A 15163-nucleotide genomic window follows, 5' to 3' on the forward strand; every position below is an offset into this window, starting at 1 on the left:
CTAGGCTACCCCCTGGGCCAGGGGAAAGGTGTCCCTAAAGCCCGAAGTAGGCCCGGGCCGCCGCCACGTCCTCTGCGATCTGCTCCCTCAGGGCCTCCGGGCTGGGAAACCGCCTTTCCTCCCGCAGGCGCTTGAGGAAGCGCACCCGCACCTCCTCCCCGTAAAGCTCCCCGGCGAAGCCCAGGAGGTGGACCTCGAGGCGCCTCTCCCCGCCCCCCAAGGTGGGCCTGGTCCCCACGTTGGCCACCCCTTTGTAACGCCCGAAGGCTCCCTCGGCTTCCACGGCGAAGACCCCCGGGGGAAGCACCTTGAGGGGGTGGACGGCCAGGTTGGCGGTGGGAAAGCCCAGCCTCCGCCCCACCCTGTCCCCTTCCACCACCACCCCGTAGGCCCCGTAGGGGTGGCCCAGGAGATGGCGGGCCTCCTCCACCCGGCCTTCTCGCAACAGGGCGCGGATGCGGCTAGACTTCACCGCCTCCCCCCCCAGGGCGAGGAGGGGAACCACCCGCGTGGGGGCCACCTTCTCCAGGGCCTCCGGCCCCCCTGCCCGGCCCTGCCCGAAGCGGAAGTCCTCTCCCACATAGATCCGGCTCGCCCCTAAGGCCCTTAGGTCCTCCAGGAAGGCCTCGGCCGGGCGGCGGGCGAAGGCCTCGTTGAAGGGCACGGCCAGGATGAGCTCCACCCCCACCTCCTTTAGGGCCTCCACCTTCTCGCTGAGGTCCATGAGGAACCCCTCTCCCCGGGTGAAGACCTTGGTGGGGGGGTCAAAGGTGTAGACCAGAAAGGGCTCCTTCAGGGCCTTGGCCTCGGAGAGGGCCTGGCGCAGGAGGAACCGGTGGCCGAGGTGGACCCCGTCAAAGGAGCCCACGGCCACCACCTTGGACCCTTTGGGGACGTCAGCCACCTCGGAGAAAAGCATGGTAGTAGAGCACCCCCACCATCCCCGTGGCCGAGAACTCCGCCTCGCCCCTTCGGTGAAGCTCCAGGGCCTCCTCCGGCCTCAGCCAGAGCACCTCTATCTCCTCGTCCTCGTCGGGGGTGGCCTGGGCCTCCCCCAGGTTCTCCGCCAGGAACACGTAGGTCTTCTCGTCGGTGAAGCCGGGGGAGACGTAGAAGCTGAAAAGATAGGTGAGGTCCCCGGAAAGCCCCGTCTCCTCGGCCAGCTCCCTTCTGGCAGCCTCCAGGGGATCCTCTCCCGGCTCTATGAGCCCCGCCGGGATCTCCAGGGGGGCGAGGCCCACCGCCGGGCGCATCTGGCGCACGAAGAGCATCCGGCCCTCCCTTAGGGCGATGACGGCCACGGCCGGCTTGTGCTCCACGATCTCGTAGCGGCCTTCCAGGGCCAGGTTAAGGATCCGGCCCCGGTAAAGATAGGTGCGTTCCACGCCCCCATGTTATCCCCATCCGGGTATGGGGGACGGCAAGAAAACCCCCGGGGAGGGATAGCCCCGGGGGCTTCCGGTGGCCGTGGCCGCGGGTGGGCGCCCGACGAAGAAGAACGGGAACTGTTGCAAATGAGAGCCCGGGTATACTGGCGGCGTGTACGGGGTCTTGGTCTGGCCCCCCGAGGACCTGCGGGTCTTTCTGGAAGGCTTGCAGGCCCAGCATGGGGTTAAGGGTTTCGGCCCGCCCCACCTCAACCTGCGTCAGCCCTTTGAGTGGCCTTACGAGGAGGAGGCCTTGCGGATCGCCGTGGCGGGGATCCTCCGGGGGCATGCCCCCTTTCGGGTGCGCCTCGGCGGTTGGGGGTACTTCCCCCAGGGCGTGGTGTACCTGAGGGCCTACGGGGGAGCCCCCTTTGCCCGGCTTTACCACGCCCTCGAGCCCCTGGCCCCTCCCCTTAAGGAGATAGAGGGGCCAAGCTACCTGCCCCACCTCACCCTGGCCCTGGGGGTGGGGGAGGGGGAGGCCAGGCGCCTTCTAGGGCTTCTGCCCCCGCCTCCCCGGGGTTCTTTCCTGGTGAAGGAGGCCGCCTTGGTGAAAAGCGATGAGGAAGGGAACCTGGTGGAGGTGGCCCGCTTTCCCTTGGGCCCTAGCCTAGAGCGATGAGGGCCATGGCCAGGAGGCTCAGGCCCACCCCGAGGAGCCTTCCCTGGGAAAGCCTTTCCTTCAGGACGAGCCAGGCCAGGAGGACGGTGAAGACGGGGTAGAAGGAGGAGAGGACCGCCGCCACGTCCAGCCGCCCGGCCTGGGCGGCGAGGAGGAAGAAGAGGTTTCCCCCGGCGTCTCCCAGGCCCGCGAGGAGGACCCAAGGGGCCCCGCGCCCTCGAGGCCAAGGCCTGGCCTTAAGGGCGGCGGGGAGGACCAGGAGGAAGGCGGTGAGCTTGGCCCAGGCGGCGGGGTAGAAGAGCCCTTCCACCCGGTCCATGAAGGCGTAGAACCCGCCGAAGCCCAGGCCTGCGAGGAGGGCGAGGGCCAGGTTTCCCGGTGGGGCCCGGCCCTCGGGCCGGGAAACGAGCCAGACCGCGAGGAGGCCCAACCCCATGCCCAAGGCGGGGAAGAGGCCCGGCCACCCCTCCAGGAAGGCCCCCAGGGCCACGGGCAGCGCCGCCCCCACCACCCCGGCCACCGGGGCGGCGAGGCCCATCTCCCCTTGGGCCAGGGCCCGGTAGAAGGCGAGGAGGCCGAGCGCCCCGGAGGCCCCACCCAAAAGGGCGAAGGGGAGGTCCCGCCCTTTGAGCGCTTCCCCGAAGGCCAGGGCCAGGAGGAGGAAGAGGAGGAGACCGATGCCGGAAACCCAGAGGACCACCGCCTGGGCGTGGGCCCGGCGGGAGGCCATGCCGCCGCCGAAGTCCCCGGCCCCCCAGGTGAGGGCGGAGAGGAGGCCGAAGCCTAGGGTGAGAAAGAGGCTTGCGTCCATGGGCCTAAAGGAGCGCCCGCCCCGGGCCCGGAGCGGGCGGCAGGTCCGCGGAAGGCCTAGTCCAGGAAGTCCCGGAGCTTCCGGGTGCGGGACTCGTGGTACTTGAGCTTGCGGAGGGCCTTGTTCTCAATCTGGCGGATCCTCTCCCGGGTCACGCCGAAGTAGGCCCCCACCTCCTCCAGGGTGTGCTCCCGCCCGTCAATAAGCCCTTTCCGGAGCTTCAGGACCATGGCCTCCCGCTCGGAGAGCTTGGAGAGGGCCTTTTCCAGCTCCTCGGCCAGAAGGCTCTGGGAGGCGGCCTCCACGGGGGAGGGCAGGTTCTCGTCGGGGATGAAGTCCCCGTAGAAGCTGTCCTTTTCGTCGCCGATGGGGGTTTCCAGGGAAACGGGCTCCTGGGCGATCTTGAGGGTTTCCTCCACCCGCTTGGCGTCCCAGCCCGGCCCCATGGCCTCGGCGATCTCCTCGTAGGTGGGCTCCCGGCCCAGCTCCTGCTGGAGCTGCCGCGCGGTGCGGGCGAGCTTGTTGATGGTCTCCACCATGTGCACCGGGATGCGGATGGTGCGGGCTTGGTCGGCGATGGCCCGGTTGATGGCCTGCCGGATCCACCAGGTGGCGTAGGTGGAGAACTTGAAGCGCCGCTTGTACTCAAACTTCTCCACGGCCCGGATGAGGCCCTGGTTACCCTCCTGGATTAGATCCAGGAAGGAGAGCCCCCGGCCGGTGTACTTCTTGGCGATGGAAACCACCAGGCGGAGGTTGGCCTCTATGAGGTGCTGCCTTGCGGCCTCCCCCTCCCGGGCGATGTGCAGGTAGCGCTTGAGCTCCTTGGGGAGGCTCTTGAGCTTCTGGTCCACCTCCTCTAGGACCTTGGGGTCCGCTTTCTCCTTGGTCAGCCCCGAAGGGGCTACCTTGAGGCCCGGGATTTGCTGGATGCGCGCCGTGCCCAGGATCTTGGCCCGCACCGCCTCCCGGATGAGGTCGGCGTCCAGCCCCGTGGCCTCGGAGAGCTTCTTGATGGCCTCCATGCCCTCCTCCACCTTCCTGGCCAGCTCAATCTCCTCCTCCAGGGTAAGGAGGGGCACCTGGCCGATCTCGTGCAGGTACTGGCGCACGGGGTCGGAGGTGGACACCTTGGGGAGGGCCAGCTCCTCCTCTTCCTCAAAGAGCTCCTCCCCCTCGCCCGCGAGGAGGTCGTCCGCCTCCAGGTCTAGGGGCTCCTCCAGGGCCAGGTCCCCTTCGGCTTCCAAAAGCTCGGGGTCAGGCTCGGGGAGGTCGGCGAGGTCCGCCTCCGCGAGCCCCTTCCCCAAGAAAGGGTCCGGCGCCTCGAGGGGTTCTTCCGACAGGGAAGGGGCGGACGAGGCGGAAAGCTCCGCCACGGGCTCCGGGGTCTTGGCCAGGGTCTTGGTCTTTTTCTTGGCCTTCAAGGCTCTCCTCCCTCCTTCGTCGCGAAAAGCACCTTGTACTCCCTCGCCGGGGTCGGCGAAGCGATCCTTAGGGTCTTGCAGTTGCCGAAGCGCGCCTCCAACAGGGGCTCGTACTTGAGAAAGGGGTTGGCCACCAGAAAAAACCCACCGCCCGGCTTTAACCGGGCCGCCGCCGCTTCCACGAAGGCCTGGGCCACATCCAGGATGACCGCACCCCCCACGTGAAAGGGGGGGTTCGTCACTATGATGTCAAACCGCGCCCCTTCCGTCAAGGCCTCGTCCACGTCCGAGTGGAGGACCCGGGCCTTAAGCCCGTTCACCTTAAGGCTCTCCTCCAAGGAGAGCACCGAGGCCCAGTCGTCCTCCACCGCCGTGACCTCCCCTCCCAGGTGGGCGAGGGGCAGGGTGAGGGCCCCATAGCCCGCACCCAGGTCCAGGACGCTCCTTCCCCCGAGGTCCCCGGCCTCCCCCTTCAGGGCCTCCAGGAGGAGGAGGGAGGCGGGGTCCACCTTGCCCGCCGAGAAGACCCCGGGGAGGTGGCGAAAGGTGAACTCCCGGCCCAGAAGGCGGGCCTTAAAGGTGTGCCAGAGGGGAGGGAGGGGCGGGGCTTCCTTCTCCTTCTCCAGGAGGGCCACCCGGTAGGGGCCCTCCCGCCGCACCACCTCCCCGTAGCCGAGGAGACGGCGGGCCTCCTTGAAGTAACGCTCGAACCCCTTGTTCTTGTCCCCCGCCAGGTAGGCCCGGCCCCCCATCCTTAGGGCGCGGGCAGCGGCCACGAGGCTGGCCTCCACGTAGCGGCTTCCCCGCCCCGCGGGGAGGGCCAGGACCACCAGGTCGTAGGCGCCCTCCTCGGCTTCCCAGGGAAGGGCCAGGCGGGCCTCGAGGCCGCTTGCCAGGAGGCAGCGGAGGGCCGCCCGGGAGGTCTCCAGGCGCTCCACCTCCATGGCGCCTTCTAGGGGGAGGCTCCCCCAGCCCACCCCGGGGTTGAGGTCCAGGGCCCGCTTTCCGAAGGGGGCCACGCTCTTCTGGAGGAGCTCGTACACCGGGTCCCGAAAGCCTCGAGCCCCCGGCTTCAGCGTAAAGCACCCCCCCGGGCCGGGGCAGGGGGGTGAGGCGGTGGTACTCCGCTAGGGTCAGGCCCACGTCCTTTCAGGATACGGGGCTTGGGGAGGAAGGGCAAATGTGCTAATATTCCCTTTCAAACCGCCCTTGGGCGGGGAAGGAGGGAAGCGTGGCCCTGGTGGTTCAGAAGTACGGCGGCACCTCGGTGGGGGATCTGGAAAGGATCCACAAGGTGGCCCAGCGCATCGCCCACTACCGGGAGAAGGGGCATCGGCTGGCGGTGGTGGTCTCGGCCATGGGCCACACCACCGACGAGCTCATCGCCTTGGCCAAGCGGGTGAACCCGAGACCGCCCTTCCGCGAGCTGGACCTCCTCACCACCACCGGGGAGCAGGTGTCCGTGGCCCTCCTTTCCATGCAGCTTTGGGCCATGGGCATCCCGGCCAGGGGGTTCGTTCAGCACCAGATCGGCATCACCACCGACGGCCGCTACGGGGACGCCCGCATCCTGGAGGTGGACCCGAGGCGCATCCGGGAGGCCCTGGACCAAGGCTTCGTGGCGGTGATCGCCGGTTTCATGGGGACCACGAGGGAGGGGGAGATCACCACCTTGGGCCGGGGGGGATCGGACACCACCGCCGTGGCCGTGGCCGCCGCCCTGGGGGCCAAGGAGTGCGAGATCTACACGGACACCGAAGGAGTCTACACCACGGACCCCCACCTCATCCCCGAGGCGAGGAAGCTTTCGGTCATCGGCTACGACCAAATGCTGGAGATGGCCGCCCTGGGGGCCAGGGTCCTCCACCCCCGGGCGGTCTACTACGCCAAACGCTACGGGGTGGTCCTTCACGTGCGCAGCAGCTTCTCCTACAACCCCGGTACCCTGGTGAAGGAGGTAGCTATGGAAATGGGCAAGACGGTGACGGGGGCGGCCCTGGACCTGGACCACGCCCAGATCGGCCTCATCGGCATTCCGGACCAGCCGGGCATCGCCGCCAAGGTCTTCCAGGCCTTGGCCGAGCGGGGCATCGCCGTGGACATGATCATCCAGGGCGTGCCGGGCCACGACCCCTCCAGGCAGCAGATGGCCTTCACGGTGAAGAAGGACTTTGCCCAGGAGGCCCTGGAGGCCCTAGAGCCCGTCCTCTCCGAGATCGGGGGAGAGGCCATCTTGAGGCCTGACATCGCCAAGGTGTCCATCGTGGGGGTGGGCCTGGCCTCGGCCCCGGAGATCCCGGCCAGGATGTTCCAGGCGGTGGCCTCCGTGGGGGCCAACATCGAGATGATCGCCACCAGCGAGGTGCGCATCTCGGTGATCATTCCCGAGCGGTACGCCGAGGCCGCCTTGAGGGCCGTCCACCAGGCCTTTGAGCTGGACAGGCCCTGATGGAGCGGGTCTTTCTCTCCTGGGAGGACCTCCTCGGCCTGGTGCGCCGCCTGGCCCTGGCCCTGGAGGGGGAGGAGTTTGACCTCCTTCTGGGCATTGCCCGGGGCGGCCTGATCCCCACCGCCCTTCTGGCCCAGGCCCTTTCCGTGCGGGAGATTCTCACGGCGGCGGTGATGTTCTACGAGGAGGAGGCCACCCTGCCCGAGCCCGTCTTCCTGCAGTTCCCCCCGGACCCCCTGCTTTTCGGCAAGCGGGTCTTGGTGGTGGACGACGTATGGGACTCGGGGCGCACGGCCTTCGCCGTGAAGGCCCGGGTGCGCCAGGCAGGAGGGGTTCCCCGGGTGGCCACCCTCCACTTCAAGCCGGGGCGGAACCGGGTGCCGGACCGCCCCGACTTCTACGCCCAGGAAACCGAAGCCTGGGTGGTCTACCCTTGGGCCCCGGAGGTCTGGTGGCTCCGGCCTAGATGAGCCCCAGGGCCTTCACCTGCTCCATCTCGTCCAGGAGTTCCTGGGCGGTGATCTCCATGCGCTTCCGGGCGAAGGCGTTCACCTCGAGGCCCTCCACGATCTGGTACCTTCCGCCCCTGGCGGTCACGGGGAAGGAGTAGACGATCCCCTCGGGGATGCCGTACTCCCCCTGGGAGGGCACGGCCATGGAGACCCAGTCCCCCTCGGGGGTGCCCAGGGCCCAGTCGCGGATGTGCTCAATGGCGGCGTTGGCGGCGCTGGCGGCGCTGCTGGCCCCCCGGGCCTGGATGATGGCCGCCCCCCTCCCGGCCACGGTGGGGATGAACTCCTTCTCGTACCACTCCATGTCCACCAGCTCCAGGGCGGGCTTCCCATCTACCTCGGCGTGGAAGAGGTCGGGGAACATGGTGGAGGAGTGGTTGCCCCAGACCGCCACCTTGCGGATGCGGTCCACGGGGACCCCGGTCTTCTTGGAGAGCTGGGCCTTGGCCCGGTTATGGTCCAGGCGGGTCATGGCGGTGAAGTTCCTCGGGTCAAGGCCCGGGGCGTTTTTGTAGGCGATGAGGGCGTTGGTGTTGGCGGGGTTGCCCACCACCAGCACCTTCACCTCCTTCTTGGCCACCTCGGCCAAGGCCCGGCCCTGCTCGGTGAAGATCCTACCGTTCATCTCCAGGAGGTCCCGCCGCTCCATGCCCGCCTTCCTGGGAGCGGCCCCCACCAAAAGGGCGTAGTCGGCGTCCTTGAAGGCCACCTTGGGGTCGTCGCTGGCCTCTATCCCGGCCAGGAGGGGGAAGGCGCAGTCCTCCAGCTCCATGATGACCCCCTCCAGGGCTCTCATGGCCTGGGGGATCTCCAGGAGCTTCAGGACCACGGGCTGGTCCTTGCCCAGCATCTCCCCCGCGGCGATGCGGAAGAGGAGGCTGTAGCCGATCTGGCCTGCGGCGCCGGTCACCGCCACGCGAACAGGGCTTTTCATCCTCTACCTCCCTTGGGCCTACGCCCAGGGGGCATTTTACCCCTAGAGGCCCCGGTAGATGCGCCTTTCCGCCTCTATGGCCTGGTCCAGCTCCTGAATCTCCCGCAAAAGCTCCAAGCTGGGGCTTTGCCGCAGGAGCTCCTTCAGCTTGGCCCGCCTCTCCAGGTAGTAGGCCTCCCGCAGGCGGGCCAGGGCCTTGTTCATCACCTCGGGGAGGCGGGCCTCCTCCACCTCGGGGGTCATCATGAGCCGCTCAAAGAGGATGCCCCCGGCTTCCTTACGGCTTAGAACCTGGCGCAGGTAGTCTTTGCGGGGCTCTTTTCGGGCGAGCTCTAGGAACTCCGCCAGGGGGGAGCCTTCCGGAGGCCAGACATGGTCGGCCACGTAAAGCACCCAGTTTGGAAGGCGCTCCTGGGGGAGGGAGAGGAGGAGGGCGATGACGTCCAGCTCCAGGAGGAGGGCGCGGTTTCTGGGCTCGGCCTTGGGGGGTGGGGGCGGGGAAGGCTTGCCCCGGCGGCGGCTTAGGAGGTACTCGTTGAGTTCCTTGGGGGAGAGGCCCAGGCGCTCTACCACCAGGGCCTTGAGCCTTTCCGCCACGGGGTCAAAGGGCTCGGGGGAGAGCATCCTGGGGGTGAGGGTCTCCAGAACCTTCCGCTTGTGCTCGGGGCGGGAAAGGTCCCGGCCCCTCACCGCCTCCTGGAAGCGGAACTCCACCTCGGGGAGGGCCTCCTCCAGGGCCCTTTGGAAAAGGGCGGGGCCCTCGGGGTGGAGGAGGAGCTCCCCGGGGTCCTTGGCGGGGAGGCGCACGGCGTAGAAGAGGAACTGCCGGGCCATCTCCAGGTCCAGGCTCTGCAGGGTGGCCTTCTGCCCGGCCTCGTCGGCGTCGAAGGCCAGGTAGACCTCCCGCACCTCCTGGGCCTTGAGGAGCCGGGCCTGTTCCTCGGAAAGCCCCGAGCCCAAGACGGCCACGGTCTCGGGGAAGCCCATCTGGTGGAGGGCGATGGCGTCAAAAAGCCCCTCCACCACGATGGCCCGACCCTCACGCAGGCGGGTTTTGGCCTCGGGGTAGGCGAAGAGCACCTCCCGCTTGCGGAAGAGGGGGGTTTCCGGGGAGTTCAGGTACTTGGGAAGCTCTTCCCCCAGGGCCCTTCCCGTGAAGGCCACAATGCGCCCCAGGTGGTCCTTGATGGGAAAGGTGATGCGGTGGCGGAAGCGGTCAAAGAAGCGCCCTTCCCGTTCCGCCAGCACCCCCGCCTTCAGGCCCTCCTCCGGGCTCACCCCGTGGCGGGCGAGGTAGGTGAGGAGGCCCTCCGCCTTGGGGGGGGCGTAGCCCAGGCCGAAGTGGGACAGGCTTTCCGGGCTTAGGCCCCGGCTTTGCAGATAGGCCTGGGCCTCCCTGGAGGCCTCGAGGCCTTCCCGGAAGTAGGCCTGGGCCAGCTGGAGGACCTCTAGAAGCTCCTTGCGGGCCTTAGGGCTTCCCCGCCTTGGGAGCTCCACCCCGGCCTCCTCCGCCAGGCGCTCCAGGGCGGCCTGGAAGTCCAGGCCCTCTATCCGTTCCACAAAGGCGATGAGGTCGCCCCCGGCCTTGCAGCCGAAGCAGTGGAAGAGGCCCTTCTCCTCGTCCACGTAGAAGGAGGGGGTCTTTTCCTGGTGGAAGGGGCAAAGCCCCTTCCAGCGCCCGCGGCCCGCCGGCTTGAGGGCCACGTAGCGGGAAACCACCTCCTTCAGGGAGAGGCGGCGCTTGATGGCCTCTATGGCCTCCCCGTCCATGCCTCCCTCCGCCTACGCCAAAGCTGGCGGACCCACCTTCCCAGCATACCGTACCCCCGGAGGTCAGGGGCCCCTTCCCCGGCCAAGGCCGCCTTCCAGGAGGCGGTGAGGGGCACCGAGGGGGTGAAGCCCAGGAGGTGGTCCACCCTTTCCCCCTCTTCCAGGAGGAGCTGGGCCCTGAGGAGCCGGGCCACCTCCAGGTGGACCAGGAAGCCGGTGCGGTGGGTCCGGTAGAGGAGGTGCTGGGAGAGGACCCGGGCCTTGTGGGGGTTCGTGGGCCAGTGGTAGAGGGCTAAGGAGGTGAGGGCCAGGTGGTGCACGTAGGGGTTGGAAAGCCGCCTGGCCTCCCGGAGGGCTTCCTTTAGGAGGGGCTTGGGGTTTTGCCCCCGGAGCCAGCGGTGGTGGGCCAGGGCCAGAAGGGCCAGGCCCCGGCCGTCCTGGTGCCGCCTCGCCGCCTCCAGGAGGTCCTCCCTAAGCCTCCCCTTTAGGGTCCAGGCGGTGAGGAGGGCGGCGGCGAGCCAGGGGTGAGGGGTTTGCCGGTAAGCGGCCTCCCCCTCGGCCAGGGCCTCCTCCAGGCGGCCTGTTTCCAGGAGGAGGCGGAGGCGGGTGGCGTGGAAGCGGGCCTGGGCCTCGAGGTCCCCTTCCTCCCCGGCCTCCAGGAGGGCCCAGGCCTCGGGGTAGCACCCCAGGTCCATGAGCAGGCCCGCCTTCAGGCTCCGCCCGTGGAGCCTCAGGGCGGGAGGGGCGTTGGAGGGGAAGGCCTCCAGGGCCTCCAGGGCCTGCCGGGGCTGGAAGGCCCGCCAGAAGGCCCCCGCCAGGGCCAGGCGGGCCTGGGCCTCCTCCAGGGGGTAGGGCCTGAGCCCGGGAAGCAGGGGAAGGAGCTCCCAAGGCCCTTGGGCCTCCTTGAAGGCCTGGAGCACCGGGTCCTGGGAGCGGGGGCCTCCCGGGGCCTCCTCGCCCAGGCCCAGGGAGGCCAGGGCGTCCTGGCGCTCCCTTTCCAGGAAGTCCCGCAAGGAGGGGTCGGCCTCCAGGGCCATCCGGTAGAGGGGAAGGGCCTCTTCGGGGTGGCCTTTCCGCCAGGCCTCCTGGGCCAGGAGGCGGTAGGCGTGGGCGGCCTTGCGGGCCTCCCCCGCCTCTTGCAGGTGGCGGGCCATGGCCAGGAGGTGGCCCTTTCGCCGGAGGAGGTCCGCCGCCTCCCGGTGCCAGGCCTGGGCCTTGGCCTCGGGCACCAGGGTCCGGGCGGCCCGGGCCACCTCGGGAAGGGGCTTTCCCCCCTCCAGCAGGCCCTCCCGCTCCAGCCTTTCCCGGGACAAGCGCCCCACCAGGGCTTCCAGGACCTCTTCCGGGGCCTCTCCCAGCACCCCCCAGGCCAGGAGGGCCTGGCGCTCCCGGGCGGGCAGGGCGTCCAGGGCGGGCTGGAGGGCGAGGAGGAGGGGCTCTTTGGGGGCATGGAGGGCCAGGGTGGGGGCGAGGAGGGGCTTGCGGCTTTCCACCACCAGAAGGAGGCGGGGAAAGGGATGGGGGAGGAGGCGGGCCAGGGTGGGGTCAGGGCAGTGCAGGTCCTTGAGGACCAGGAGGAGGGGCCCCGGCAGGCGCCAGAGCACCCGCCGCCAGGCCTCGAGGATGGCCCCTTCCAGGGCCTCCCGGCCCCAGGAGGGCCTTGGGGCTAGGCCCAGGCTGTAGCGCCAGGCCAGGGCGAGGCCCTCCGGGAGCCCCGCCCGGTCCAATAGGGCCTCCGGCCCTCCCCAGGCCCTTTCCACCGCCTCCCGCAGGCTGGTCCGCAAGGGGGTTTCCGGGCCCATGCGCTCCAGGACCACCACCGGGAAGGGGAAGGGTTCCTCCAGAAGCCTTTCCAGGAGGAAGGTCTTGCCGCTCCCCGGGGGGCCCACCAGGTTGAGGCGGCCGGGAGGCCTGGCCAGGGCCTGGCGGACCCGGGCCAGGAGGGCCTTTCCCTCGGGGCCCGGGTCGGGGCGCGCCCGGTGGACCCGGGCCACCTCCACCCTTCCCAGGCCCCTGACCTCCTTGGAGCCCAGGGGCTCGGCCTCCGTCCCGGGGGCCAGGGCCAGGGTGGCGGCGTCCGTTAGGACCTCCCCGGGGGCGGCCAGCTTGCTCAGCCTTTCCGCCAGGACCACCGGGGGGCCCACGGCCGTGGGCTCCCCCGCCTGGCCGCTTCCCAAAGGAGCCCAGAGGGCGAGGCCGCTGGCCACCCCTGCCCGGGCGGGGAAGGGGGAGGCGGCCACCATTTCCAGGGCCGCCTCCAGGGCCCGCCAGGGTTCCCGCCCCCTGGCCCTGGGGGCCCCGAAGAGGACCAGGACCCCGTCCCCCAGGAAGCGGTGGACGAAGCCCCCGTGGGCCCGGGCCACCCGGCTGGCCTCCTCCAGGGCCCCTTGCAGGCGCTGGTAGGCCGGGGCCAGGCCCTCCCGGAAGCCCTCGCTGGAGGCCACCAGGTCAAAGAAGACCACGCTCACGTGGCGCCTTTCCTCGGGCAGGAGCACCTCCAGGGCCCGGCCGCAGGCCATGCAGAACCGGGCCTCGGGGGGATTTTTCTGCCCGCAGGCGCAGCGCATCTCACTCCCGGAAGAGCATCAAGGGGGGCCAGAGGAGGGCCTCGGCCTCCTCGGGCAGGGGGGCTTCCCCGTGGACCAGCACGGGCACGGGAGCCTCCAGGAGGTAAAACCCGTCCCCCAGGGCCCGCGCCCTTCCCCCCAGGCGGTAGGTGGGGCCTTCCCGCCTCAGGAAGGGCGCCCCTTCCAGGGGCTTGGCCTCCCGCACCACCCCGTGGAGGAGGGCCTTCACCCGGCCCGTGGGGGCCGGGGGAGCCCCCCGGTCAAAGGCGTAGACCACCTGTTCCCCGCAAAGGACCTCCACCAGGGGGCTTCCCCAGGGCTCGGGGAAGAGGTAGACCTCGAGGGCGTGGGCCTGGAAGCGCTGGTAGAAGGCCTCGGGGCTTTCCTCTATGGCCCGCTTTGGGCTCATGGGGAAGAGTTTACGCGCCCACGCCCGGTTTCCGCAACGTCACCGCCTGGGCCTTGAGGGAGAGGGCCAGGTGGGCCGCGAGGAGGAGGGCGGCCCCTTTGTCCAAGTACTGGTTGCCGTTGCCGCACTTGGGGGAGAGGACGCACCGGGGACACCCCTCCTCGCAGGGGCAGGCTTGGAGGAGCTCCCAAGTGGCCCGGAGCCACTCCGGGAAGCGCCGGGCGGCGGCCCGGGCGTAGCCCACGCCGCCGGGGTAGCCATCGTAGATGAAGACGGTGGGCCCTTCCCCCGAGGGCAGAGGCCGCGGGTAAAAGGGATAGGAAAGCCCCCCGATGTCCTGCCTTTCCGCCAGCACGAAGAGGGGAAGCAGGCCGATGAGGGCGTGCTCCAGGGCGTGGATTCCTCCGGGGACCCGGTGGGGGGGGACCACCCCCTCGGGGTGGAACCAGAGGGCCTCGGTGGGAAAGGCGATCTCGGGAAGGTCCAGGGGCACTTCCTCCAGGACGCTTCCCGTGAAGAACCGCTTTTTCACGTACCCCACCACCCGCTCCCTCAGCACCACCCTTCCTACCCAGACCCCGTGGCCCACGGGCTCGCCCGAGAGCACCTCCAGGTGGGTCTCCGCCCGGGGCTCGGTGTAGTAGTCCTCCAGGGCGGGCAGAAGCCAGATCTCCCGCCTATGGGGGTCGTGGTTGCGCACCAGGTAGCTTTCGCCCTGGTGCAGGTAGATGGCCCCGGGGTGGGCCTCCCAGTAGGCCTGGCGCTCGTCCAGGTGGCCCAGCACCTCCCCTTCGGGACCCCTTAGGGTGAAGGTCGCCCCCAGGCCCCGGAGGCCGATCTCCCGGTGGGGGTGCCTTTTGGGCGTGTAGTAGCGGCCGTCCTTCTCCTTAAGCTCCTCCAGGGCCTCGGGGCAGAGGACCTCTTCCCGGTGGAGGGGCCACTCCCAGGCGGCGGCGTGGAGGTGCAGGGGGCAGAGGACGGGGTTCTTGGGGTCGGCCACGGCCTCCTCCGGGGGGCTTCGCAGGAGGAGGTGGGGGCGGTGGAGGAAGTACTCGTCCAGGGGGTCCTCCCGGGGGATGAAGACCACCAGGGCCCGCCTCTCCCCCCGGCCAGCCCGCCCCGCCCGTTGCCAAAAGCCCGCCACCGAGCCCGGATAGCCCACCAGGACCACGGCGTCCAGCTCCCCGATGTCCACCCCAAGCTCCAGGGCGCTGGTGGAGACCAGGACCCGCACCTCCCCTCTTTTGAGGGCCTCTTCCAGCCTCCTCCGGTCCTTGGCGGTGTAGCCCGCCCGGTAGGGGCGCACCATGGGGTGGGCGGCGTAGCGGGCGATGAGCTCGGCGCTTTTGCGGGCGTTGGTGAAGACCAGGGCCCTGAGGCCCCCTTCCGCCAGGGTCCTGGCCAGGTAGGCGGCCTCGAGGAGGGGGCTTCTCCGCCTCTCCCCTTTGCGGTCCAGGGGCTTGGGGAGGAGGATCAGGACCTCCCTTTCCGAACGGGCCACCTCCTCCCGGAGCTCCACGAAGGGGAGGCCGGTGAGGGTTTCCGCATGGGCCTTGGGGTTCTGGATGGTGGCGCTGGCGGCGATGACCTGGGGGTTCGCCCCGTAGCGGCGGGCCAGGCGCAGGAGGCGGAAGAGGACCAGGGCCACGTGGGTGCCGAAGACGCCCCGGTAGGCGTGGAGCTCGTCCAAGACCAGGTAGCGGAGACGGGAGAGGAAGGAGGCCCACTCCCCGTGCCGGGGCAGGAGGCCGTGGTGGAGCATGTCCGGGTTGGAGAGGAGGACGAGCCCCCGTTCCCGGGCCGCCTTGCGGGTGGGCCCGGGGGTGTCCCCGTCGTAGGGGAAGACGCCGTCCAGGCCCAGGGCCTGGGCCATGGCCTTTAGGCGCCCCAGCTGGTCGTGGGCCAGGGCCTTGGTGGGGAAGAGGAGGAGGCTGGTTTCCCCTTCCAAGGCGGCCTTGAGCACCGGCACCTGGAAGACCAGGCTCTTCCCGGCGGCGGTGGAGTAGGCCATGACCACGTTCTTCCCGGCCTCCACCTCCTTTAGGGCCGCCACCTGGTGGGCGAAAGGGGTTAGACCCAAGGCCCGAACCACCCCGGCGAAGACCCCCCGGTAGGGGGCTGGCCTCGGGGGTTTCTTCGGGAGGAGGCGGGCGAAGACGATGCGCCCCCGGAACTCTTCCTCCGCTTCCAACCACTCCCGGTAGCTGGAAAACCCTTTCAGGGCCTCGGGCAGCACCC

General features: G+C 69.8%; 12 protein-coding genes and 1 pseudogene. 3 read left to right on the top strand and 10 right to left on the bottom strand.

Annotated features, from left to right (window positions below; all coding sequences use genetic code 11):
• Positions 1–34 precede the first annotated feature (34 nt).
• On the bottom strand, positions 35–919 hold the full coding sequence (ribF, locus tag ACZ5RK_RS05785; protein WP_464910012.1) for a riboflavin biosynthesis protein RibF: 885 nt from the start codon (positions 917–919) through the stop codon (positions 35–37).
• Complete coding sequence (locus ACZ5RK_RS05790; protein ID WP_464910013.1) at positions 897–1385, bottom strand: NUDIX hydrolase; 489 nt, start codon at positions 1383–1385, stop codon at positions 897–899. The genes ribF and ACZ5RK_RS05790 overlap by 23 nt, the downstream gene beginning before the upstream one ends.
• Positions 1386–1539: 154 nt before the next feature.
• Between ACZ5RK_RS05790 and ACZ5RK_RS05795 the strand changes: the two genes are divergently transcribed.
• Positions 1540–2049 carry a 2'-5' RNA ligase family protein gene (locus ACZ5RK_RS05795; RefSeq protein ID WP_464910014.1) on the top strand — a complete coding sequence of 170 codons (510 nt, stop codon included), beginning with the start codon at positions 1540–1542 and terminating at the stop codon, positions 2047–2049.
• Here ACZ5RK_RS05795 and ACZ5RK_RS05800 read toward each other — a convergent pair.
• The 3 genes and pseudogenes from ACZ5RK_RS05800 to ACZ5RK_RS05810 all read right to left on the bottom strand — a co-directional run bounded on the left by ACZ5RK_RS05800 (position 2033) and on the right by ACZ5RK_RS05810 (position 5427).
• Positions 2033–2860: an EamA family transporter gene (locus ACZ5RK_RS05800; protein WP_464910015.1), complete on the bottom strand. Its 828-nt coding sequence runs from the start codon at positions 2858–2860 to the stop codon at positions 2033–2035. The genes ACZ5RK_RS05795 and ACZ5RK_RS05800 overlap by 17 nt on opposite strands.
• Before the next feature lie 56 nt (positions 2861–2916).
• Positions 2917–4284 (bottom strand): RNA polymerase sigma factor RpoD, encoded by a 1368-nt coding sequence (rpoD, locus tag ACZ5RK_RS05805; protein ID WP_464910016.1) that lies wholly within the window; start codon positions 4282–4284, stop codon positions 2917–2919.
• A pseudogene (locus ACZ5RK_RS05810) lies at positions 4281–5427 on the bottom strand (methyltransferase). The gene rpoD and the pseudogene ACZ5RK_RS05810 overlap by 4 nt, the downstream one beginning before the upstream one ends.
• A gap of 88 nt (positions 5428–5515) precedes the next feature.
• Between ACZ5RK_RS05810 and ACZ5RK_RS05815 the strand changes: the two are divergent.
• Entirely contained in the window at positions 5516–6733 is a 1218-nt protein-coding gene (locus ACZ5RK_RS05815) for an aspartate kinase (protein WP_464910017.1), read from the top strand.
• Positions 6733–7203: a phosphoribosyltransferase gene (locus tag ACZ5RK_RS05820; protein WP_464910018.1), complete on the top strand. Its 471-nt coding sequence runs from the start codon at positions 6733–6735 to the stop codon at positions 7201–7203. Before ACZ5RK_RS05815 ends, ACZ5RK_RS05820 begins: the two co-directional genes overlap by 1 nt.
• Here the strand turns inward: ACZ5RK_RS05820 and ACZ5RK_RS05825 are convergent.
• The 5 genes from ACZ5RK_RS05825 to ACZ5RK_RS05845 are packed head-to-tail and all read right to left on the bottom strand — an operon-like array spanning position 7196 to position 15161.
• Positions 7196–8179 carry a malate dehydrogenase gene (locus tag ACZ5RK_RS05825; protein ID WP_054647241.1) on the bottom strand — a complete coding sequence of 328 codons (984 nt, stop codon included), beginning with the start codon at positions 8177–8179 and terminating at the stop codon, positions 7196–7198. The two genes, ACZ5RK_RS05820 and ACZ5RK_RS05825, sit on opposite strands and share 8 nt — an antisense overlap.
• A gap of 42 nt (positions 8180–8221) precedes the next feature.
• Positions 8222–9949 (bottom strand): DNA primase, encoded by a 1728-nt coding sequence (dnaG, locus tag ACZ5RK_RS05830; RefSeq protein WP_464910019.1) that lies wholly within the window; start codon positions 9947–9949, stop codon positions 8222–8224.
• On the bottom strand, positions 9931–12516 hold the full coding sequence (locus tag ACZ5RK_RS05835; protein WP_464910020.1) for a zinc-ribbon domain-containing protein: 2586 nt from the start codon (positions 12514–12516) through the stop codon (positions 9931–9933). Before ACZ5RK_RS05835 ends, dnaG begins: the two co-directional genes overlap by 19 nt.
• 1 nt (position 12517) lies before the next feature.
• Positions 12518–12925, bottom strand: a complete 408-nt coding sequence (locus tag ACZ5RK_RS05840) for a hypothetical protein (RefSeq protein ID WP_464910021.1) — start codon at positions 12923–12925, stop codon at positions 12518–12520.
• 10 nt (positions 12926–12935) lie between these two features.
• Entirely contained in the window at positions 12936–15161 is a 2226-nt protein-coding gene (locus ACZ5RK_RS05845; protein ID WP_464910022.1) for a DEAD/DEAH box helicase, read from the bottom strand.
• Positions 15162–15163 lie beyond the last annotated feature (2 nt).

This window comes from Thermus kawarayensis JCM 12314 (assembly GCF_055393575.1).